This window comes from Niallia sp. 03133 (genome assembly GCF_052663225.1).
Window position 1 is genome coordinate 127,318 of record NZ_JBQTCY010000012.1, and the last position, 23,325, is coordinate 150,642.

Genomic DNA, 23,325 nt, shown 5'->3' on the forward strand with positions numbered 1-23,325 from the left:
GTCAACACTAAACTAGACAACTATTTTTAAGGTGTTCAAGTTTATATTCCATTGGCTTAAATAAACCAAAATCCATGAATTCGAATATAATTAGACCAGTTGAACGTCGAATAATTCCATTGATAATTCTTCTATACTAATAGAATGTCTTTTTCTAATAAGGCTTCGTTCTAATGATGTTTAATGTTGCTTTTATCATTTGGACTACCTGTAATTATATTTTGGAGATGAAATAGTTATGCCTTTAAATAACTGGAAGTATAGAAACCTTAAAAATGACTTTGTATATCTGGAAAACTGGATGAATTTTAGTATAGAATTAGCCAACTATGTAAAACAAGCAAACCAACCTATAAAATTATATATATCGGTACCATCTAATCTAATGTTCTCTTATTTTTTTGTATTTGGAGCTATTGATTATGATTTCAGGAATCCATCTAAAGAAACATTATTAGGGAAGTATCTTAGTTTAAAAAAAGGTCAAAGGATTCTTTACAAAACAGGAGAAGAATGGGTCGCTCATTCCGTTATAGAAGTAAGCAAAATTCCCAATGCCGAGATGAAAGCCATAGTGGTAAAAGATCGTTTAAACTGTATTAATTATATACCAGAAACAAGATGGTATGATTATGTGAGAATCTATGACAATGAAGTAACCAAAGTTAAAAACACCAGAAGAGTGAACAATGTAGAGAACCTAACCGATAATATAACATTGAAAAGTGTATATTCAGAGTACAATCTTAATTTGTTAATGATGCAAAATACCCCAAAAACCTATTTATACGCTAATAAAAAAGAATGGACAGATAATATATCAGTTATCGAAATTAAAATTAATGAAGAACCCATACAATTAGACAAACTATTATTTGATGGCACATTTAAAAACTTTTCATTTATCCAGCAAAACCACTCATCACTTCTTCCATATGAATCAACGATAATATTTGTCGGAAGTAGCAGATCACTTAGGAAGATGGATCAATTTAAGCAACAAAAGTGTATATATATTATAGATCAACATGAGTCGAATGAAAAAATTGAAGAGCTTCAACTGAATATAGAACAGGAATTTTTATTGGACAAAGGTCAATCTTATAATAAAGACATTTTAGAATATATGGATAACAATCAAATAACAATCCCGAAGGGAGTGGAGATTTTTGCTTGGTTATCGAAGAGCTAATTTGGACTTAGCAAATAAATTCTATTCCTCGCCAGTAAAGGTAGAATTTTTAAAGGTTAATGAAGATCGTATAGGGCAATTAATGCATGCATTAAAAAGGCTGAAGTATGAGGTCAAGATTTACTATGAGAATGATCAACTCCTGCTAGAAGAAACTAAGGCATTCATTGAAGTATGCAGCAAAATAGTAAGTACTTTAAGTAACTATAGTACTTACTTTAGAGAAAATAATGGATTACTTGTGAATTATTTCACTTTGATAAAAAAACGAATTTATGCTGACTTATTCAAGAAAAATGTAGAGCCTATTATCGATTTAATAAAAGCATTACGGAAACAGCAAAATAATGCATACATCGACACCTTTGTGAAGGTAATTAACGAAAAACAAATTTCCTCAAAAAATATCTATATATTAACAAAGAAAAAGTTTTCAGATGAATACATTGAAATTAATGACATGAAGTATAAAGTAATGGTAGATAAAGAATTTGAAGATTTGGGGGTTTTTACAGATGTTGTTATATTTTTAGGGACCCCTAACTATTTTGACCGTAAGTTTTCAACAATATTTTACGGAAAACAAACTATTTTCTTAGGTTATTCTTGTTTTGAAAATCGATTGGTAAAAAGAAAAGCCTTTTCAGATTTGATTAATCATCGTCATTTAATAAATACAATTTATAACGATGTTACTTTCGATAGAGGATTTTTAGGGTTAGATTTTAAAGAAACCTTCTCAACAGGAATGGAGAAAAAATCAGAAGAATCTTTAATCAATCAGTTTAAAAATCTTGCAGACATTCCTTTAGAAGAAAAACTAGAAGTGAAGCTGGCAATTATTTCTCACAACAATTACATTTTCTTGCCAATTAGACAAAAGGTAAATGTCATTGATAGAGATTCTTTAAAAATAGCTCAAGAAGAAGTAAAAGATTTATCCGTCGGGGATCTATTAATATTTCGAGATCAAAATGCGTCTAGTTTAGTCAGAGAAGAAGCAGACAAAGTTATGGGCATTTATGCAGTCGAATACCGAAAGAACTTAGAAAAATGGAAAAAAAAATTGCGCTTTAACGTAAACAGAAAGGGGATTGAGAAAGTTTCTAGGATTTTAACGGTACGTTATGGAATTTCAGTTGCTAAAGAAAATAACATTAAAAACTGGATGAGCAAACACTCCATCAAACCTTCATGCTTGGAAGAATTGTTAGAAGCTTTTAAGTTTGACCCGCATGAGAAGACAAAAATATTAAATGCAGCTGATGAAACCCGTAAAGCACATATTTCAGCTGGTCATCATATTTCACGTACCTTGATGAAAGAATTAGATAAAAATCTAGAAAATGTAATTGATGAAATGGGATTTTATTCATTTGAATCGAAAGAATTTGAAGGAGCTTTTTTTAATATTGAAGAAATAAAAAAAATTTCTAATGAAACATATTTTATTCCAGAAAATGAAACGTTAAAGATTATTAAAGGTTGAGGTGTAGAACAGTGGATAAAAAGTTAGAAAGAGCTTTATATAATCGAGAACTTATTATAGATGCCATTGAACAAGAAATTGTAGGTCCTAGTGACATTCTAAATGCCACAAAACCTTTAAATGTTATTGGCAATACGACTTTTAATAATTTTGATGACTTAAATACTAATTATTATTGGAATAAGGCGACGTTAAAGGAGGAAGTAATTCAAAGAGATACCCCTTCTCGAAGGTATGCTGCAGGAATGTTATATCCTCTGAAACTTGAAAATGAAGAGCAAGAAGAAACCGAGTTAGTAATTGATGTGATTAACGATGAGCAACAAGCAGAGTTTTATGATCAATTGGATAACTTAAATGCAGAAGAAATAGATGAGGAATCAGGTCTGGACAATGACGTACCTAAAATTCAACAGAAAGATTCAATGCCTTCAAGCATGGGAATGACATTTTGCTTATCTAGGGATACGAAAGCCTTTACAGTTATATTTAAAGGTGGAATATATGAAAAACATAAAATCTATGCAGATATTATTCACAAAGATGAAGACAATGGCAAACAAAAACATTACAAATTTGATGAATACTGGTGGTTACGTACATCTGTTTTCGTAGAAAAAGAGATTAAACTATCGGAATTTGAGACTAAAAAAGGAATTAGTGTAAAGCAATTCCCCCTAAATATTTATGACAAAACAAAGAATAGAAATGAAAAAATCAGCTTGAAATTACATATCCAATATCGTGCAAAAAAAGAATATACGTTATTGACAGTGACTGTTTTGAATGTGACTGAGCCTCCTGTAAGACATAATGTAAACGAGTTTACAGTGTTTCAATCTCGTTTAAATATTTCAGCTGCCACAGGAAGCTTTTTAAATTACCCTCTGATTTTTCAGCGTAATTTAGATTTAACTGAAGATGAGTGGAATAACGAGCTACTATTCCGAAACAAATCTAATTATGCAATTGGTCACGGCTGTTCAGTAACATGGAGTCAATATTCTAAAAATATATCGGAAATTAACTCTACATTTATCCCAAGGTATGAAACGGAGAGCATGACTCCGGATATCACGTTGAATATTGATGGTAAAGAAGTAAATTTGAGAATCGAAATGCAAGCTTTAATGAATGTTAAAAATTATAATGAGTTATTTCAAATTTTGCAGCCTTTAGTTACAGGATATAAAGCTTGGATTGCTAAACGTGAGGAAGAACTACAGAGCCTGCAGAAAGAACTAAAAAAAGCTGCTGAAACTAATTTGAAATTTTGTAAGGAAAGCTTAGCCAGGATAGAAAAAGGACTAGAATTATTGAAAAAGCCTAAGGTTCTCCAAGCATTCAAAATGGCAAACCAAGCGATTTTATTGCAACAAATTAATGGTAAAACACCACGTAAAGCATACTATAAAAAACTTGATTCTGGATTAGAGCTAGTATTTGAAAAAACATTTGCTGAATCAACAGAAAAAATGAACGATTTAGGTTCATGTGATAATAGCTGGCGTGCTTTCCAAATTGCTTTCTTTTTATCATCAATCCAATCTTTAGTAGAAAAGGATTCTTTAGACCGTGAAATAGTTGATTTAATCTGGTTCCCTACTGGGGGGGGAAAAACGGAGGCATATTTAGGCGTTGCATCATTTCAAATGTTTTACAGACGCTTATTAGATCCTACAGATGCAGGTGTAGATATTATTATGCGCTATACCTTACGTTTGCTAACAGCTGACCAATTCCAGCGTGCTTCTAGATTAATTTGTGCAATGGAATATGTTCGACGAGAAAATGAAAATGATCTCGGCCGTATTCCTTATTCGATAGGAATTTGGGTAGGGTCAAAAACTTCACCTAATACCAATAAGGAAGCATTGAGACAAGTAAATGCAATGAGTAAGTCAAAAGGTCCTGAGAATCTAGTAGTTACGAGATGCCCTTGGTGTGGATGTCAAATTGGAAAGGTTGAAGTGAAGGGAAAAGACGCTAAGCGCAACGAGAGCAAGTTAATTGGTTTTAAAAATGAAAATAACCGCTTAATAGTGGCATGCCCAGATGACCAATGTGATTTCCATGATGAAATACCCGTCTATTTCGTAGATGAAACAATTTATGAAAAACAACCGACTTTTTTAATTGGGACTATCGATAAGTTTGTTCAATTAACATGGAGATCTGAAGCTAGAAAGTTATTTGGCTTAAATGAAATGGGAGAGCGCATTGTATCGCCACCACAAATTATTGTTCAAGACGAACTACATTTAATTTCAGGACCGCTGGGAACACTTGCAGGGCTATATGAAGTATTAATTGAGGAACTATGCATTGACGATCGTGGAAAGGTACCGATTAGACCTAAAATTATTTCAGCAACAGCAACTATTAAAGAGTTTGAAGAACAAGCTAAATGCCTATTTGGACGAACAAGCGCAAGATTATTCCCGAGCCCAGGTACCGATATTGATGATTCGTTCTTCTCCAAAGTGGCTGTTGATGAGAGTGGAAAACCAATGCCAGGTCGAAAGTATATAGGCATTTTTACATCAAGAGTACGTATTTTGATGGCACAAGTAATGACGTATTCAGCTATTTTACAGAATGTCGAGAGCTTGCCTGAAGATGAGCGGGATCCATTTTGGACACTGCTTTCTTTCTATAATAGTTTAAGAGATTTAGGAGCTGGATTAAATTTATTTAATAGCGATATTCCCACGTATATTGATGCATTAGTTAAGAGAGAAGGATTCAACAATAGGAGATTTTTAGGAGCACCATTGGAATTAACGTCCCGTAAACAAAGTAATGAAATCTCTAAAACTATAGATGATTTGAATGTTCCTTATCCTACGAAAGATAGTAAAGGGCGCACAAAGGCTCTTACGTCATGTTTAGCTTCAAATATTATTGAAGTAGGTGTCGATATTGACCGTTTATCATTAATGGGTATCGTCGGTCAGCCTAAAATGACTGCCCAATATATTCAAGTAAGCGGTCGGGTAGGGAGACGGCCTAACGAGAGGCCAGGATTAATTGTAACTGTATATTCTAATCAAAACTCACGCGATAAATCACATTTCGAGCACTTCAATGAATATCACCAAAGACTCTATGCACAAGTAGAAACAACAAGTTTAACGCCTTTCTCCACAGCTTCCTTGGAACGCGGATTAACAGCCGTGCTAATTGGATTCTTGCGCCAACGGATGGATATGCAAATGGCAAATTATCCTACAAGTAAAGAGTTAAAACGCGTTATAAAAAATGACCGTTTCAATGCTTTCCGCCATCGCTTTAAAGAGCGTGTAAAAATAATCGATCCTGATCAATTGGATATATGGAAAGATATCTTTAAAACATTCATGGATGGAATATTACAAGGACGCTATGAAACTTGGCGAGTTTCTGATACAGAACGTGGTTTGATGTATCAAGCTGGAAATTTAAGTGACAGCGAAAAATATACTGGCAGTATTCCTGTAATTAATACGTTGAGAAGTGTAGATGCTGAAAGTAGAGGCTCTATTGTTTTACTAGATAAAGAGGAAGACGAATTTTTGTGGGAGGACTGATTAAATGCGATATTTACCAATGAGACGTTCTAAACTGGTTGGAACAGAAGGACCAGGTTCATTAGTAATTAGCCCCGAAGGTGAAACAGCTGCTGTAGGCGCTCTAGATCTCTGGTTTAGAGATTCTAAAGGAAATAAAGCAAAAAACATTGAGGAATTTGCGGTAAATGAGCCGCGTCTAAAATCAATCTTAAAAGTAGATAAATTTTACAGTCCCCCTGAATTTAGAAAGAATTCAAGAAATGCTATGGAAGTTATTCCAAACAGCGGGCTAGTCATTCCTTTAATGCGGTTTCCTAGATGGCATTATTGTAGTTCATGCAAGTCATTAAGAGAATTAGAGCTTGATCAAACCTCAGTGTACTTAGATTGCCCAAAGTGTGAATCAAAAAGATATTATAAACAGGTTCCTTTTGTAGTAATTTGTGAACATGGTCATTTATCTGATTTCCCTTGGCGTAAATGGGTTCACGGTGGTCAAAATACTAACTGTGAAGGAAATTTAAGAATTCGCATGAGTGGGGGGACAACGCTTGATTCTTGGAGAATTGAATGCGAAGGGTGCAAAAGCAGCCGTGGGTTACAAGGGATTACAGCTTCGAATGACGGCGAAAAGAAAACGAGCTTTTTAGGGGACACTTTAAACAAAATAGGATCTCAAAAATACACCTGCGAAGGTGAACGTCCATGGTGTGGAGATGAAAAAGAAGAATGTTCAGCAGCACCAGTCGCGATTTTAAGAAACTCTATTAGTGTTTATATGGCAAAAAAAATTAGTGCTCTAGCGATACCAGGTGATTATAGGAAGAATGTAGATCTGTTAGTATCAAAAATTAAATCTCCATCAAAATATTTATTGCGAACAAATCTTGCTCTTTTAGATGATATAGAGAAAAAAACTCAGTTTATAAGAAAAAATCTTAGATTTGAGTTGAAGGAAGAGATAACTGACGAGGATATTCAAGAAGCTTTGATGTATATAGAAGCTGGGGAAGAATATGAATACACGGACGAGGAGTTAGAAAAACCGGGTCTAGTAATTAAACAAAAAGAATTTGAAAAGCTTACGTCTGAAGTAAATTCAAAAGAACTAAAAGTTGAATCTGAATGGGTTTATGAAGATGGTGCTGAAAACGACAATAATTATTACAAACCATATTTAGAACGTTTTTCTAGAGTGCTAAAATTAAAAGAAACAACGGCATTATATGGTTTCGATCGGAAAGATTACAAAAACAATAATGATTACGGTAGATACTATCCTTCTCTTTATAAGGATTATGATAGTGCTTATGAAAAGTGGCTGCCTGTAAATGAAGTATATGGCGAGGGTATCTTTTTACAGTTGAATCTCAAAAAAGTTGAAAAATGGGAATCTTCACAGGATGTACAGAAATATTTCCAACATTATCTTCAACGGGTAGGTCATATAGAACATCGAGATGATACGATTCTCAAACCAAGGAATATTATGTTGCACACACTATCCCACTTTATAATTGATGAACTTGCAAATGTCTGTGGTTATAATCGTGCGGCGATTAGAGAAAGGCTTTACTTAGATGAGGGACAGGTAGGTGTTTTAATCTATATTTCTGCAGGCGATTCGGAAGGTACTTTAGGTGGGCTTGTACGATTGGGATTACAAGAGAAATTTTTCCAGGTTTTAGACAAGGCTAAAAATAATGCAGAATGGTGCAGTTCTGATCCAGTTTGTACAGAGCTTGGAAAAATACAAGGACAAGGTGTAAATAATTTAAACGGTGCAGCTTGTTATAATTGTTCGCATATTCCAGAAACGTCTTGTGAATTTTGGAATTTATATTTAGATAGAAGCTTACTTATTGATCAGAAAATAGGCTACTTTAGAGACTAGAAGATAGAATTATAAAACTGTTGTACTAGGAAATCCCTGCGACTGTTACAAGGGTTTCTTAGTAACACAAGAGGAATGAAGACGAAAAATGGCCAGCGATAATGAACTTGAAAATAATATTACCATTGTTTAAAAAGAGAATACCTCCTTTAAATTTAGAAATGAAACATTCCAAATTAAACTTTCGGGTAACCAGTTGGAAACCGTAAGAAGATAAATGGAGTAGTCCCAGAAATTCTCATATGGTAAAATATTAAGGGTATGAAAATTTGACGCATTCAAGATGTTAATTATATTAAAAAATATCATTATAGGTGCATAGTATAGTGATTTTTCCTTCTTTTATATCCACTTCATTTTGTAACTTTACTCAGGGAAAACTCGAGGAACGACTACGAAAAGAAGGAGCTTCTTTCCTCGCTAAAATCGTTGAGAAGAATAAATAATTAAAATATTTAAACCGTAACAATACGGCATCTATATAATTCATATCGGATGCTGATTCGCAGAGTATCCGTAGTTTTGTTAATATGCTATACAGTATGCTTATCCAGTAGATCAAATTTATACATATATAAAAGCAATCCAAAAGATCATTCTAACTTTTTATAGGAAAGTGAAAGAATACGAAGCAGATTTGTAATGGTGTTATGAATCTTAGAAACATAATGGATCAGTAGGAAAGAAGTGAGGAAAGATCTATGGAAAAAGCATTTTTTACTCAATTAAATAAACAAGGTATTAAACTTTCAATTGAAGATAAATTCAAGTATTTTCTTGATTTTAAGAAGTATTGTGAAGAAATGGAGTTTGCTACTGAAGAAGAGGTAAGCGAAGGTATAAAAGAATACATAACATGTCAAGTTCATTATGGTACTTTTCGTTAATCTTTAAATTAGGGGGATAATTAGATGAATGGTATTCTAGGAACAATTGGAAAAGTATTGATTGAACTACAGAATGAAGGTTCCGCAGTGATTGAAAAAACTGAAGAGCTTTACGTGGATGAAATACAATTTTATGTAGAAGAAACGCTGAAAGGTGTAAAAGCTGAATATAAAATAGAAGTGTTACAACCAGATGTATTGATTAAGTTAACATTGCAATGATAGCATATATAGTTTTAATAAATCAGGACGGTAGATGGTAACAATCTATTATCTTTTTTGTATTTTCTTGCCGACTAAAGATACATAACAGAATAATAGAGGGGGAGTATTCCCTCATTCTTAGCTCAACACTTATAGTGATTATAACTAGGTTGGTATATCTACACGTCAAATCAAACATTGATATTCCAAGGGTTTAAGTATTCAGACCTTCAAGCACGACTCAAAATCGTGTTCCTTCTGGAGTGTCGGTTCGACCCCGACCACAGGATCAATTATTTCGTTAGATATATCATCAATTAACCGTGAATATACCGTCAAATCAACGTTTCTCACATTGTGGGAAGCGTTTTTTTGTGTTTAAAATACGTTAGTTTTTAGTGTTTTCCTATCGTCTCTAATCGTGCGAATAGGTTCGAAGGGAGGTTACATATGGCAAGACGTAAAAACAATCTTAATGACCGTGAATTATCAATCGTCCGAAAAAGTGAGAAGTCGTATGCAGAAACATTTAAAGAAGCGTTGAAACTCTTTCTTGATGATTGCGATTTACGAAATTTAAGACCGTTTACGATTAAGTATTATCAGAATGAGAACAAGTGTTTCTTAATCAGTTAGAAGAACAATGGATAGATACTGTTACTGACGCTCTTTAATGGCAAGATATTGATGAAATACTTTGTCCATAATCTGACGGAATTATTGGCCGGAAGAAAGGGGAAGCCCGCAGTTGTTTTAGCCTCCCCTTCATTTTAAATAGTAACTTGATAGGTTTCGTTTCGTTTGGTTTTAAATAAAATTTTATATCCTTTTTACCTACGATAATATACCAATCCCTTCCAAATTCCATACGGCAAGAAAGTTTCCTTCCATCTCCTAGGTGAAGATCCAACCAATCGCCACAGTGCACCTTGTAACCTGTATTATCACCCCAGAAGACCACCCAACAATCGAGATCCTCATTATACTTCATATCTTTCCAGCGGCTCTTCATGACAATTCCCCCTGAATGACATGCTTAATCATATGATCATCAATAATCCGACGGCCATTTTGAGCTCAATAAAGGAGGCTGTGTGTACATATTTTATTAATAAGCCTTGGCGTTCCGCCAGAAAAACGATGAATTTCTTTTCCCTGATCAAGGCCATCGACAAATTTCCGAATCGTAGTTGTTTTCCCTGTACCGCAATCTCCAGTTAAAACGGCAAATAACTGCCTTTCTGCCGTATACTTTAATCGCCCCAAAACTTCTTGCATCGTAAATGAATCATAAAGTTGAGTAGTAGGAACATCCCTTGTAAAAGGGGTATGTTTCATTCCATAAAAAGCTTCAAACATTCTCGCCATCCTCCTTCCAAACAGCACGGAAAGACACAGCTGGAGCTTGTTCGATATTTCTTTTTTCATGGTTTTGTTCGGCTGCTTTTAGTAATCTAGAAGAATTAGCTTCATGTGCTTGGAGGTGTGAGGGAAATGTTGGTCTTTTTACGGCTCTTTCTCCGATTACAAGCTTTTTGGCTTTCTATGGAGAATATCCCTCATATTCAATCGTTAGCTCCTCTAAATCCGCAGGATCATAAACAACATCAACCTGGCGTCACATAAATGAAAGACCAACTTCATATTTTTGATCCATAAAACTGATGCATCCCGACTTTATCTACTTTTCTCGTCTCACAATAACAGGGAGAAGGCATCCTCCCCGCACCTCTAACCAAAAACTCCTGTAAGGGTATTTTCAATAAGTTGGTAATCTGATACAATAACCATAGTTGATTTTTATGATGGGAGGCGTCCTTTTCCTTTCTCCAGAATAGGTAAAGGGACATTATACTCGTCTAATTTTGGACAGGCAATACCGTCAACTTTTGGTTATTTCAGAATGGCAGTAACAATGAATCTCTATCTTTTGATTTCTCTTAACCAACACTTATAGACTGGGTGTATATTCGTTACAGTTTTAGGTTTTGTCCTTTGGTATTATGGGGTTTCAAAAGTTCCTGTAAGTACATCTGCGGTGTTCACGGGAGTAATTGCTGTTTCCGCTCTCCTTTTTTCATACATTTTTCTTAGGAAGCTTTCCAGTGTTGAGGCATTTAGTAGGGATTGTTTTTGTATTAATTGGAATTATTACGACACGTCAAGAAATTTTCAACAAACATCCTCTACAAAGTTAGAATCTTAACTGTCAATTGATACTATTAGTTAATCAATCAATTAAGAAGGTTTTTAAATGAAAATAGACAATCATATGATTGTATCAATAGAGACAACTAAATTGGAAAGAAATGATAAAATAATAAAAATATGCTACGGTAAGTTTTGGTCGTTGTGGTGCTATTCGAAGAAAGTAACTACTTTTGTGCCAAATATATTTTTTAATTTATTTATAATTAAAATCTTGCTTGTCTGTATAATTTATTTTTATTTAATCATAATATTAGCAAGGAGCATTACAACTAATAGGGAAAGCTGTAACGCTCATCAATTCTAGTTAAGTGCTAGAAAAAGAATTTCACTGATAAGCCCTACGAGTGTAATCAGCACAATGGGGCTTATCTGAATTAAAAAATATTTACACGTAAACAGCATTGTTTCACCTCCAATATTTAATAATTTTAGTATGAGAAATTTCAGAATTCTTATTCTATAATCGATAAGTATGTTTACATAATAATTTTGAAAGGTGTCTATGGAAGGCAGGACAGGAGAGTAAATCACCTTGAAAGCTATTTACATTTTATATAATTATTTTTATTAAAAATTGCTAAGGCCATTTTAGTAATTCCTTAAAAAACAACAAGTTAATAGAAGAAAATGAGTATATTTAATAAAATTAGGTGTGAAAAACAAAAAGCCATCCATTTGCACAGTAAAAACTGTATTAATAGCAAATAAGATGGCTTTTTTCATTTTTAATTTAATTCATTTTTATTTCTCTGCAAAAATGTAATTTATTTTGTATTAAAGTCCTTATCCAAGTTAAAAAACTGGACAAGGACCATAGATTTGATGAATCATATAATGCAAGGATATTTCAATTATTATTTATTTCTTCAAAGATTAAAGATACTCCATATTATCTCAAGCCACTCTGATCTATTTGTGATAGCAACATATAAAAAAAGATAAAAAACTAAGTGTCCTTTTAATACAGCGATTTCTTTACCTTTATACTTTATTTCTATATTTATCATATTAAAACCTCCATAGTGATTAATTAATATTCACACTATGGCCCATTTTTTGTCCTGTTTCTATTATATAATCGTATAGAGTGTAATTCAAATGTTTTTTTAGAAAAAAACCAGTAGTACCAAGGGTTTTCCAATCGTAATATAATTTATTTTTAATTAAACTTATTAAAGGTGAACGTATCCTTTTGTCGAATGATTATAGGTGAAGGGGTGCGTTTTTTTTGGACAAACAAGCTTAAATGACATAGGTTGCAATGAGTAGCTTGGTGTAAAGTAATATAGGAGGATTAATGAATTTGCGTAAGGACAAGGTTTAGGGAGTGAAAAAAACAAGATCCACCTTTGGGAGGTTAATAAATAGACAAAAAAATACCCTTCATTAAGAGAAGGGCAATTCTATTCAATCTTCCCAAACATCTTCCATTAATACTTCAATTTCTTTTCGAAGTTTGTCGGTTTCACCTTTTAAAACTTTTACTTTATTACCGTCAATCTCCACTACATCACCAACATCAGCATTTTTAGGGAGGATGGATTTGTCATAATCCTTCGTTTCTCCATCTATTTCAATAACAGCAATGTCTCCTTCAAAGCGATCGATTATGCCTTTCATCTAATTCCTCCTCGTACAACATAGGTTATTGGATAGGCTTCGTGTTAAAGGTAATGGATTTTCCATCACTGGACGCAATAATAGTCCCCTGTTTATCTGTTCTAAAAACTTTTACCTTGCTATTTTTTAATCGTTTTAATGTATCAGAAGTAGGGTGGCCGTAACTGTTTTTCTTGCCAACCGAAATAACACCGTAGGTTGGCTTTACTGCTTTTAAAAACGCAGTGCTAGTAGATGTTTTAGCGCCATGATGTCCCACTTTAAGAACATCAGCCTTTAACGTTTCTTTCGAATTCATCATATCCGTTTCTGCTTTCGTTTCAGCATCACCTGTAAAAAGGAAGGATTTCTTACCATATACTAGACGTAAAACAGCACTCCAGTCATTTAGATCACTTTTACTGTAGGAATTAACAGGACCTACAAATTTTGCAGCAACACCTTTTAAAGGAATGGAAACATCCTTTTTTGCGGTTTTAATTTTAACTCCTTCTTTTTTTACAGCGCTTAAAAAGTCTTTATAGACTTGTGTCGTATGGCTGACTTTCGGTGCGTAAATAGATTTTACCTTAAAGGCTTTCAACACTTCATCTAATCCACCCATATGATCTGCATCTGGATGGGTAGCAATCATTACTTCAATGTCTTTTACTTTTTGTTTTTCTAGATATGATACCACATCACTGCCATCTCGGTTTCCACCATCGATAATAATATCATCGCCGTTAGCTGTTTTGATGTAGATGCTGTCACCCTGGCCAACATCAATAAAGTGCACAGTAAGTTTTTTGCTTGAAGCGGATGCAGGTGTTACGAATAAAACAGATAACAGCAAAACAAAAGCAGCTGCTATTAAATAGATTTTTCTCATTCTCTAATTCCCCCTTATATCTAGGAGAAATATACCATCATTTCTATCATTTTTCTATAAGAATTACAAAAATTTGAAAATATAAATGAAGGAAGGTTTAGTTAGGTTAACCATGAGCATGAAGCATAATATAAGAAGTCCTGCTCGTTTGAGTAGGACTTTACATAATCTATTTTAATTTTCAACTAGCTCGTTTACGTTTAATCAACCTGTAAATACCATAAGCTCCACCAAGAACTGCGGCAGAACCAGCTGCACCGACAGTTGTGTCATTTTCCATTTCATCTACTTCGTCTTGTTTGTTTTTTAGCTTTGTTTCGACAGTTTTGATCTTATTTTCATTTTCCACAGTTTGTGCCGCCATTTCTTTTTCTTTCTTTTCTATATCACTCTGAAGAGTATCTAATTCCTTTTCTTTATTATTCAGGGTCAATTCCTTATCCTTCATTCCTTTTTCTTTCGATTTATAATCGTCCATTTTTTTCGTTAATGAGGCTATTTCACTATTAAGATCGTTTATTTTTTTCTCTAATTGGTTGTTCTCTTTTTCATGTTCTGCTAAGTCTTCTTTTGTGGAAGCAAGTTCATTTTCAAGTGCAGTTGTATCTACTTCTGTAACGACTGCTGTATTGCTGCCACTTGAATCATTTGAATCGGAACTGGAGGATCCACTAGAACTTCCATTATGATAATGATATTCTCCATAGGATAATCCCCACTTTGTACAATTCGTTCTGCAAGTATGTCCTCCGCTAGAATCAGTATTACCAGGATGAGCATAGGGATTTTGTGGTAAAGTAGTAATGGCAACCAAAGATAGAATGATAACTGCTAAAAAATAAAAGGCATTTTTCTTCAAAAATATTCCCCCTCAAAATATGTATTTATATCTATCTGAATCATACAAATAGAGAGGAAATTTTACTATGTATTCGACAAAAGTTGTCATAATGTTACAAGAATTAATCAGTATGTTAGTAAAAATGGACTGTTTAACTATTATTATCGGCTGATGATACAGGAGGGATTACTATAAAGGGATTACCATGTTAAAATATTATTCTATTGATGAAACACTGTACATTTATTTAGGAGTGATAATTTGTATTTTCTCTTTATTTTACCCATTTCTTTACTAGTAATAAGTCTATTATTTTATTATTGTATTAGAAAAATTAAATCAGGAACAAAAGTTATGTTATTTGGGATAAATATTACTCTGGTTGGTGGTTTTATTATAAATGCTGGAGATGGACTAGGCTCTATTGTTTTACTTTTAGGCTTGATTTTATCAATAATAGGCTTATTAAAAGATAATTGATTTCAATATACTTTCAAAATAAAGATATGATTTGTCTCTCCTTAGATCCTTTATCTTGAGGTAAGCTGTCATAACGAACGAGCAGAAACATTTAAAACCTCAAAACAAGAAGAAGCAAACTTATAATGGTTGAACATGACATGAAGCTGTAGAATGATGTAAAGTAATATTGACAAATGAAACAGAGTGATTTAGTTTCATGTGCAGCCATGAAAAAGTATATATAATTATCCGCTAGATTAAGATAAACTAATATGAATAAGTAGTATAAAAGGAATGAATGTAAAAAAATAATAAAATTAAATAACGAATTATACGTACGACAAAGAATGAACGGGATTTAAAGGGCTGCTATTATTGTGGCTTTTTTGTTTGACATTCTATAAAATTTACCATCTTATTAGACGATTAATACATCAATGTTTAATACATAATTTTACGCATCCAAGATATTATCTTAGATGAAAATAAGTAACTAAGGTATTGCTTTTCTAAGTGGTCTATATCTTGTACTCAATAGGGGGGAATGAAGGTTATAAAGACTATTAGTCAATAATGGTCAGCTTAAAATAATATTGTTAAATTGATTGTCAGATTAGATCAAATTAACTATACTTTTACAAGTATAGTTAATTTATCCTATGAGGAGGAATATAATGAAAAGAACTAAACTTGTAATGTGTTTATTAGTGGTGATTTTTTCTTTTGGATCTTTAGTTACTTTTAGTAGTTTAGTAGATGCTGCTTCAAAAGCATCATTAGAAAAACAAGTAAAAGATTTAAAAGCAGAGAACAAAAAGTTAAAAGCGGAAAACAGCAAATTAAAGCAACAAAATTCATCAAAAGACAAAGAAATTAAAAAACAAAAGGACAAAGTTTCTTCACGAGATAAAGAGATAAAAAATTTAAAAAGTAAAGTAGTTAAACCTTTAGATGATAAGTTAAATTATCAAGGTACAATCAAAAGTGGTAATTATAATATTTCTAACAAAAGTGTACCTGTTCTACTTAACTATAATGGAGTTCCTTATGCTCCAGTTCAATTGCTAGGATCTATTTATAACGTAGGTTCGACTTATAATAGTAAATTAAAAACATGGTATTTAGGCGAAGGATCCAATGGACTTAATATGTCGGATTTATTAAAACCTTATGTAGGGGATTTTAATAAAGATGACCTAATTTTAGGTGGAATTGAGTATAAGAGTGGTTATCGCTTTTTTACTTCTGGATATAATGGTCCTTATTCGAATTCATTTAATTTACAAGGAAAGTATGCGACTATTACTGGTTTATTAGGTATAGCCGATGATAGTGATTCCTTAAATAGCACTTCAGTTTCTTTTTACGGAGATGGAAATCTTATACAAACATACAATTTGATAAGAGGAGAATTGCCAATCAATATATCTTTACCAGTTAAAGGTGTAAAAAGATTAGAATTAAGGATGGAAGAAAGTGATATGGTTGGTTATGCAGTTTGGGCTAACGTAAAAATTAATTAAATTATATAAAGCGTTCCTAATTTTTTAGGAGCGTTTTTTCATTTATAAATAAAATAAAGTTTTGAAACATAAAAAGAATTAGTTTTTTTTATATTCTAAAATTATTATAAAATAATAAAGGATAAACATTTGTTGAAGGAAATACTTTATATTCTTTGTTTGGTAATAAGATGGCCGGTAGGCTTAAGTAATAGATTTGAGAACAAAGATAAAGAATTCTATTATGTTATAAACATTTATCTTTAATAAACAACACTAATAGAATTTCGAATATTAAAAAGGGAAGTTTATCCTATTTGAATCTTGTGAAATCGATAAGAATGGAGAAGCTGCATATGTTTCTATTTCTTATGACGTTGCAGAAATAGCTTTAGACAATAAGTATTTATTTCTATAGATATTGTATTTTCTCTAGCTATTTCTGCTGATCTACAATAGTTAAAAACAAAAAAGATACGTATAAATTAATTTTAAATGATTATCTTCAATATAACCCTCAAACACTCGATTATCTATCAACTCCATGATCTCATCACCTTTCTCTTAAAATAACTATCTTTTATGTTTTAAATAAATTCTATTGTAAAAACTAAGTAGGTGAACGATTACATTTTGTAATGTTTTGACATTATATCCTGATTAATAGGCTAAAAATGAACATTAAGTTTAAAGAGAACCAATTTCTCGGACAAAATGAGCACTTGTCACGGAAGAAGAGAGCCGCTATCACGGGTATAGAACCAGCCACAGCGAAGCTGCTTGCCATTGACTGCAGCGCCCGATTCTTTGTATTTTGTGGAAGAGAACGGGGACCCGCCAGCAAATGCTTAGAATCGAATTGTCCGCGTTACCATTTATTTCAGGAGAGCCTTTAGGCTTTTACCTACATTAATTCCACAACTCGGAAATAAGCAAGGTCAATGGTGGCTGACATAGCAGTGGTTCTCTTGCCATGTGGTTCAATTTGTCCGTGACAGTGGCTCTATTCGAGTGAAATATTCAAAAAATGTTGAATTAAAAAGATCTATAAATATTTTGCAAGCGTAATAACCAAATTTATTAATAGTTTTAATGAATAGAAGGACTTGGTTGCTTATATAGGAAAAGATATTGAATAATGTACAGGCTAAATACAATTAATATAGGAAAATATTTCACTATTTATAAAACATTGTAAATAAGATATAATTTAATCGTATTTTAATTTTTTTAATCAAATTTTAATAAACGGAGGGGAAATTAGTTGTTTAAAAGAATTATTGCATTGCTACTAAGTATTACTCTATTTATTTCTATTTTACCGATGAAGTCTTATGCAGAGACAAATTCAGCTGGTGAAAATAAAGAGGAACAAGTAGAGAAATCATCAAAAAATGTAGAGGATAGGAAAGAAATAGTAGAAGAGAGAGATGCCTATTCCAAGACATTTGTGGATGAAGAGGGTCAGTTAACCAAAGAAGTGTATGCTGAGCCCATTCATACGAAAGTGGATGGAAGGTGGAAAGAAATTTCTACCGATTTAACCTTAAATAACCAAGAAAAACAACTAGAAACGGAAACCACTCAGTTAGAAGCTGCTTATCCGTCTAAAATATCTTCGGCTGAAGAAATAAATTATACATATGGAAAGCATTCTTTGGTTTTTTCAGAAATTTCTGCAAGTAAAGGTAGGGAGAATTTTTCTTTAAATAAAGAGGCAAAAACAACGTATGATGAGAATAAAGTATTGTATGAAAATGTATTACCTGGCATCGATTTGCGTCATGTTTCTTTAAATAATGAAGTGAAAGAAGATTGGATCATCCATGATTACCAAGGAATCAATGAATTTCATTACATAGTAAATACCGATTTAGTTGCTAACCTTGAAGATGATGGCTCCATTGGTTTTTATGAAAATAAAAGTGTAAAGAAGAAAGTTTTTAAATTACCAGCTCCTATAATGGAAGATTCCAATATAAATAAAGGATTAGGCAGTGGGGTAAAGTCAAATGACCTCCATTATGAATTAAAAGCTTCTGGTAAAAATCAATACGAAATTTCATTAGTAGTAGACAAAAAATGGTTGGAATCGAAGGATCGAGTATATCCTGTTTATGTAGATCCATCTGTTACTGTAAATGCAATGGGAGATTCTTTCGTTTCAAGTGCATACCCTACAACCAATTACAATAAGGAGTGGGACTCTTCCCAAGGAGAATATGTATTAAAAGTAGGGAAATATGACAGCACTACCGGAACCAACTATGCCTTTATCAAATTTTCTTTAACCAATTTAAAAGGGGCGGTGGTTGATTCTGCTGATCTAAAAGCCTATGTTACCCATTCCTATTATGCTACACAACAAACAGGGTTATGGGTAGATAGAGTGACAGGTCCATGGTATGCCAATGAATTAACTTGGAATAACAAACCAGGATCCACTAATATTACAAGTACCTCCGTAGCACGTGATCAATGGGCAACGTTCAATGTGAAAGGTACCGTACAAGGATGGATTGATGGGGATTATGGAAATGATGGATTTAAATTCCATACAAATGGAAATGGCCAAACCTATTGGAAAAAGTTAAGCTCTGCGGAAACAGCCAATGTGGCTAAACTAGTAATTAGTTATCATTATCCAACGATGCAAAACCCTTCTATTACGGCAGCACAGTATGGGGATGGGCAAACCACTGGATATGTGAATGTAAGCTGGCCAGCTGTATATGGAGCAAATTCCTATGAACTGCAAATGTACAATGGAAAAAGCTTTGAAACGGTCTATACAGGATCCGGGACAAGCTGGTCTTCCAAAGGGAAAAAGATTTTTCCAAAGGCACCCTATTCGACAAGCAGTTCCTACAAATTAGATGGAACGGGAGTAGAACTTGCGGTTGATCCAAGTAGCTTTTATTCCGCTAAGAGCGGTACTCCGACAACTAGAAAAGACTATGGTTTTAAAGTGAAAGCCAAATATACAAATGGAGACAGTCCGTTATCCGCGGAAGTGAAAAAAGCAATTCCTGCTTCCTTGGTAGATATTCCGAATATGCCAACAGTGAAGGCCTATGCATATTCAGAAAATGATTCGGTAAATAAAGGGAGAGGTTGGCTAGATCTTTCATGGGATGCGGTCCCAGGAGCAACAGGATATAAAGTCTTACTATTAAACGGGAAAGAATACGAAGAGTTTACGGTTGGAAATGTGACAAGCTGGTCCACAAAAGGACAAAAAATCTGGCCGACGGATGCGGAAATAGCATCGGGTAGATATGCTCTTCATAAAGATAAGTTAGGCGCAGAACTTGCGATTAATCCAAATCCAGTTTATCAAAATTCGGGCGATTATCTAACGTTTAAACGCTATTCTATCCGTATCAAAGCAATTTGTGATTTAGGAGTGACCGATCAGTCCGATTCTCAATATGGATACATTCCGCTGCCAACGGTGAAAAATATTGCTGTCTCTTCCAGCGAGATAGTGGATGATGTAACCAATCGCGGGGCATTAAACATCAAATGGGATAAAGTACAGGATGCCGGTGGATATCTAGTAGAAATAAATGATGGCAGCAAATATGTTAGTTATGATGTCGGAAATGTGACATCTTGGAATACGACGGGAATTTCTTTATTTGGGGATTCAAAAGACTTACCTTTAGACCCTACAGCGTATTATAAAGAAAATAGTGCACCTCAGTCTCTCCAAGACAAAAAATCATACGACATTCGTGTGAGAGCATACACAATGAATGATTCTTTCGAACCACCAAGTGAAACAAGTAAAATAAATGGACCAAGGGGTGTGAGTGCTCCTTCTACCAATATTTACGGGAGTATTTTGCCTAATGATGACTTAATTGGGTTGGAAGATTATTTTACGACTGGTAGTCATCAATTAGGAAATGCTGAAGCGTCGGTTAACGTGACAACCGGGAATCTGAACTTCAGTATTACCGATCATTCCTTGTTTACAAGAGGCGTGTTAGGATTCGATTTTACTCGTTACTATAATTCAAAATCAACTCAATCTTCTGCTTTAGGAAAAGGATGGACCTTTGAGGGAAATGAATCCCTGATAAAAAAATCTTCCACTTCTTCTAATTATTATTATTGGGATGAAGATGGAACAAGGCATGAATTTATATATAATTCAGGAACAAGCAGTTATACTTCTCCACAAGGAAAATATATAACGTTAAAAAATGAAACGGTGAATGGTAAAACAGGCTTTTCATTAAAAGATAAAGATGGATTTACGAAATATTTTGAACTAGACCCAAGTAATAGTAATAAGTATCGTTTATATGCCTATCAAGATGCGAACAATAATAAAATTTTATTCCGTTATACGGGCACTCAATTAACCGAAATTGCGGAAGTAGATGCGGCCAATAATACGATTAGAAATAGCATCACACTTTTTTACGATACGACTGACACTACAGGTAAATTGGTGAAAACGAGCTTTAAAGATCGTTGGATTGACTACAACTATAACAGTGATAATCAATTAGTTAATACTACTGTCCATGCAAATGGAACAACAAAGACTATTACCAATACGTATGGTTATAATGATATTGGCCTAGTGGGTTCCTATATAGATGGGAAAAATCATACGAACACCTTTAATTATGAAACAAATAGTATCTCGGTTTTAACTCCACAAGAAGATGGATTAGGGTCGGTGAAAACAGATTATACGTACAATAAAAAGGATAATAACTATGTAGTGAGTGATACTACAGGCAAACAGACCATATATAAGCGAGATAAAACAAACAATACGTTTGCAGTAACCGACGTTCAGAATGCAGATAGTACAACATCCAAGACAACTTATGATGCCAATTATAATGAACTGACGGAAACAGATGAAAATGGAAAAACAGAAACCAATCAATATGATGCTAATGGAAATGTAGTCAAATCGATAGATAAAGAAGGAAAAACAACCTCTTATATATATGATGGTAAGAACCAGGTGTTAGAACAAACAGATCCGGATGGTATAAAAACGGTTAATACGTATATTGGATACAATTTAGAAAGCAGTACAGTGGGAGAAGAAGTAACGAAACTTGAGTATGATGGATACGGAAGGGAAACAAAAGTCATCTATCCTAATAATACGTTTACTACGACCACTTATGATGAGACAAATAAAAAAACAACGATTACGGATGCCAAAGGAAATACGACAAGTACGTCGTACAACGATTATGGCGAGGTAATCAGTGAAACAGATGGTGAAAACCGTACGACCAGTTATTCACTTGATTTATTGAATCCAGAAATTAAAACGTCTGTGACAGATGGGAAAGGCAATAAAACAACCTATGTATATGATGATAATGGCAATATGACCGCATTAACGAATGCCAATGGGAAAACAAAAACGTACAAGTATGATGGAAATGATGAATTGTTAGAATCTGTTTTCCCTGTTAATGGATCACAAACGATAAAAGTAATGAATACGTATGATGAAAATGGAAATCTAATAACGACAAAACAAGCTTCTGGTATTTCGGAAAATTATGTATATGATAACGTGGACCAGTTAAAAACAGTGACAGTGAAAAAGGGTAGTGGGCAAGACTCCTTGCAGTGGACGAATACGTATGATAATGCAGGACAACTACTAACTAGAAGCTTTAAAGATGTAGCAGCAAACAAGATATTAGTTGATAAGACATTTACGTATACAGCTAATAATTTAGCCGCTACGTACAAACAAGGAAACTATTCCACCAATTATAGTTACGACGAGATGGACCGTCTTCAAAATCAAACGACCAATTATAGTGATACATCGCAGGCATTAATGATCAATCAAACATTGACCTATACGCCTGAAGGAAAAGTTGATAGTGTTGTTGCAAATAATGGTACAGATTCACTAATCTCTATGAAATATACGTATGATTTAAAACAAAATAAAGCAGCGGTTAGCTTTCAAAATGGGTTGATAAAAAATAATTTTGCTTATGACAGCAGCAATAACTTAACATCCATTGACTACACAAAAGGAACTGAAACAACACCAGCCTTATCTTTCGGCTACACATATGATAAATCTGGGAATATTACAAAAGCAACAGATCGAAATGGTACCGCCCAATACTTTTATGATGCGAATAATCAATTAATCAAAGAAATATTGCCAAACGGTTCTACGAATGAATATCAATATGATAAAGTAGGCAACCGAACAAAGCTTATTCAAAATGGTACAGAAACGAATTATTCTTATAATGAAGGAAATCAGATAACAACGAAAAATGGAGCTTCTACGTTTACGTATGATTTAGATGGCAATTTAAAAAAGGATGATAAGTTTCAATATGAATACAATGATTTAGGGGATCAAACAAGAGTAACGACGTTAGCCAATTCTGAAGTGACGAAGTATGAATACGATGAAGAAGGCTTACGAACGAAAAAAATCATTGGCACGAAAACGTATGAATATTATTATGATGGAGAAGACGACAATCTTGCGTTAGAAGTAACAAAAGATAATAACGTCATACAGAAATATCGTTACTACCAATGGAATGATGCAGGAAAAGTAGTAGGAATGGTCGTC

15 protein-coding genes and 2 pseudogenes are annotated in these 23,325 nt (G+C 33.4%); 11 read left to right on the plus strand and 6 right to left on the minus strand.

Going from position 1 to position 23,325, the window contains the following annotated elements; genetic code table 11:
- Nucleotides 1-238: 238 nt before the first annotated feature.
- The 7 genes from ACTYBU_RS17220 to ACTYBU_RS17250 all read left to right on the plus strand — a co-directional run bounded on the left by ACTYBU_RS17220 (nucleotide 239) and on the right by ACTYBU_RS17250 (nucleotide 9,853).
- The gene (locus ACTYBU_RS17220) at nucleotides 239-1,192 is read left to right on the plus strand and encodes a hypothetical protein (RefSeq protein WP_445491602.1); all 954 of its coding nucleotides are present in this window, start codon (nucleotides 239-241) and stop codon (nucleotides 1,190-1,192) included.
- Nucleotides 1,170-2,681, plus strand: coding sequence for a DISARM anti-phage system protein DrmE domain-containing protein (locus ACTYBU_RS17225; RefSeq protein ID WP_445491603.1), 1,512 nt, complete (start codon nucleotides 1,170-1,172; stop codon nucleotides 2,679-2,681). Before ACTYBU_RS17220 ends, ACTYBU_RS17225 begins: the two co-directional genes overlap by 23 nt.
- Before the next feature lie 11 nt (nucleotides 2,682-2,692).
- Nucleotides 2,693-6,250 (plus strand): helicase-related protein, encoded by a 3,558-nt coding sequence (locus ACTYBU_RS17230; RefSeq protein WP_445491604.1) that lies wholly within the window; start codon nucleotides 2,693-2,695, stop codon nucleotides 6,248-6,250.
- A gap of 4 nt (nucleotides 6,251-6,254) precedes the next feature.
- A complete protein-coding gene (gene drmB / locus ACTYBU_RS17235) occupies nucleotides 6,255-8,126 on the plus strand; it encodes a DrmB family protein (RefSeq protein ID WP_445491606.1) in 1,872 nt (623 codons plus the stop codon).
- A gap of 701 nt (nucleotides 8,127-8,827) precedes the next feature.
- The gene (locus ACTYBU_RS17240; RefSeq protein WP_445491608.1) at nucleotides 8,828-9,013 is read left to right on the plus strand and encodes a hypothetical protein; all 186 of its coding nucleotides are present in this window, start codon (nucleotides 8,828-8,830) and stop codon (nucleotides 9,011-9,013) included.
- A gap of 24 nt (nucleotides 9,014-9,037) precedes the next feature.
- Nucleotides 9,038-9,235, plus strand: coding sequence for a hypothetical protein (locus ACTYBU_RS17245; RefSeq protein WP_445491610.1), 198 nt, complete (start codon nucleotides 9,038-9,040; stop codon nucleotides 9,233-9,235).
- 432 nt (nucleotides 9,236-9,667) lie between these two features.
- Nucleotides 9,668-9,853, plus strand: a complete 186-nt coding sequence (locus ACTYBU_RS17250) for a hypothetical protein (RefSeq protein ID WP_445491611.1) — start codon at nucleotides 9,668-9,670, stop codon at nucleotides 9,851-9,853.
- A 34-nt stretch (nucleotides 9,854-9,887) separates the two neighbouring features.
- On the opposite strand, the gene ACTYBU_RS17255 is transcribed toward ACTYBU_RS17250, so the two are convergent.
- From ACTYBU_RS17255 to ACTYBU_RS17265, 3 genes and pseudogenes are all read right to left on the minus strand, one after another.
- Nucleotides 9,888-10,229, minus strand: coding sequence for a DUF5348 domain-containing protein (locus ACTYBU_RS17255; RefSeq protein WP_445491613.1), 342 nt, complete (start codon nucleotides 10,227-10,229; stop codon nucleotides 9,888-9,890).
- Nucleotides 10,230-10,294: 65 nt separating this feature from the next.
- The gene (locus ACTYBU_RS17260; protein WP_445491614.1) at nucleotides 10,295-10,576 is read right to left on the minus strand and encodes a hypothetical protein; all 282 of its coding nucleotides are present in this window, start codon (nucleotides 10,574-10,576) and stop codon (nucleotides 10,295-10,297) included.
- Nucleotides 10,569-10,920: pseudogene (locus ACTYBU_RS17265) on the minus strand (Mu transposase C-terminal domain-containing protein); the annotation flags it as partial. The pseudogene ACTYBU_RS17265 and the gene ACTYBU_RS17260, both read right to left, overlap by 8 nt.
- A gap of 263 nt (nucleotides 10,921-11,183) precedes the next feature.
- Here ACTYBU_RS17265 and ACTYBU_RS17270 point away from each other — a divergent pair.
- Nucleotides 11,184-11,423: an EamA family transporter gene (locus ACTYBU_RS17270; RefSeq protein WP_445491630.1), complete on the plus strand. Its 240-nt coding sequence runs from the start codon at nucleotides 11,184-11,186 to the stop codon at nucleotides 11,421-11,423.
- A gap of 1,412 nt (nucleotides 11,424-12,835) precedes the next feature.
- Here ACTYBU_RS17270 and ACTYBU_RS17275 read toward each other — a convergent pair.
- The 3 genes and pseudogenes from ACTYBU_RS17275 to ACTYBU_RS17285 form a co-directional block, all read right to left on the minus strand.
- Entirely contained in the window at nucleotides 12,836-13,048 is a 213-nt protein-coding gene (locus ACTYBU_RS17275; protein WP_445491615.1) for a DUF3006 domain-containing protein, read from the minus strand.
- A gap of 25 nt (nucleotides 13,049-13,073) precedes the next feature.
- Nucleotides 13,074-13,919, minus strand: a complete 846-nt coding sequence (locus ACTYBU_RS17280; RefSeq protein ID WP_445491617.1) for a ComEC/Rec2 family competence protein — start codon at nucleotides 13,917-13,919, stop codon at nucleotides 13,074-13,076.
- Nucleotides 13,920-14,588: 669 nt separating this feature from the next.
- Nucleotides 14,589-14,745, minus strand: a pseudogene (locus tag ACTYBU_RS17285) (YHYH domain-containing protein); the annotation flags it as partial.
- A 369-nt stretch (nucleotides 14,746-15,114) separates the two neighbouring features.
- On the opposite strand from ACTYBU_RS17285, the gene ACTYBU_RS17290 reads away from it, so the two are divergent.
- From ACTYBU_RS17290 to ACTYBU_RS17300, 3 genes are all read left to right on the plus strand, one after another.
- Nucleotides 15,115-15,240 carry a hypothetical protein gene (locus ACTYBU_RS17290; RefSeq protein WP_445491618.1) on the plus strand — a complete coding sequence of 42 codons (126 nt, stop codon included), beginning with the start codon at nucleotides 15,115-15,117 and terminating at the stop codon, nucleotides 15,238-15,240.
- A 656-nt stretch (nucleotides 15,241-15,896) separates the two neighbouring features.
- Nucleotides 15,897-16,745 (plus strand): NPCBM/NEW2 domain-containing protein, encoded by an 849-nt coding sequence (locus ACTYBU_RS17295; RefSeq protein ID WP_445491620.1) that lies wholly within the window; start codon nucleotides 15,897-15,899, stop codon nucleotides 16,743-16,745.
- Between the two features lie 1,243 nt (nucleotides 16,746-17,988).
- On the plus strand, nucleotides 17,989-23,325 hold a 5,337-nt coding region (locus tag ACTYBU_RS17300; RefSeq protein ID WP_445491622.1), incomplete at its 3' end, for a DNRLRE domain-containing protein.

Excerpts from the sequence above, each read along its gene's own strand:
- ACTYBU_RS17220 (WP_445491602.1), top strand. The coding sequence starts at position 239 with ATGCCTTTAAATAACTGGAAGTATAGAAACCTTAAAAATGACTTTGTA.
- drmB (WP_445491606.1), top strand. The coding sequence starts at position 6,255 with ATGCGATATTTACCAATGAGACGTTCTAAACTGGTTGGAACAGAAGGA.
- ACTYBU_RS17240 (WP_445491608.1), top strand. The coding sequence starts at position 8,828 with ATGGAAAAAGCATTTTTTACTCAATTAAATAAACAAGGTATTAAACTT.
- ACTYBU_RS17245 (WP_445491610.1), top strand. The coding sequence starts at position 9,038 with ATGAATGGTATTCTAGGAACAATTGGAAAAGTATTGATTGAACTACAG.
- ACTYBU_RS17250 (WP_445491611.1), top strand. The coding sequence starts at position 9,668 with ATGGCAAGACGTAAAAACAATCTTAATGACCGTGAATTATCAATCGTC.
- ACTYBU_RS17255 (WP_445491613.1), bottom strand. The coding sequence starts at position 10,229 with ATGAAGAGCCGCTGGAAAGATATGAAGTATAATGAGGATCTCGATTGT.
- ACTYBU_RS17260 (WP_445491614.1), bottom strand. The coding sequence starts at position 10,576 with ATGTTTGAAGCTTTTTATGGAATGAAACATACCCCTTTTACAAGGGAT.
- ACTYBU_RS17275 (WP_445491615.1), bottom strand. The coding sequence starts at position 13,048 with ATGAAAGGCATAATCGATCGCTTTGAAGGAGACATTGCTGTTATTGAA.
- ACTYBU_RS17280 (WP_445491617.1), bottom strand. The coding sequence starts at position 13,919 with ATGAGAAAAATCTATTTAATAGCAGCTGCTTTTGTTTTGCTGTTATCT.
- ACTYBU_RS17290 (WP_445491618.1), top strand. The coding sequence starts at position 15,115 with ATGTTATTTGGGATAAATATTACTCTGGTTGGTGGTTTTATTATAAAT.
- ACTYBU_RS17295 (WP_445491620.1), top strand. The coding sequence starts at position 15,897 with ATGAAAAGAACTAAACTTGTAATGTGTTTATTAGTGGTGATTTTTTCT.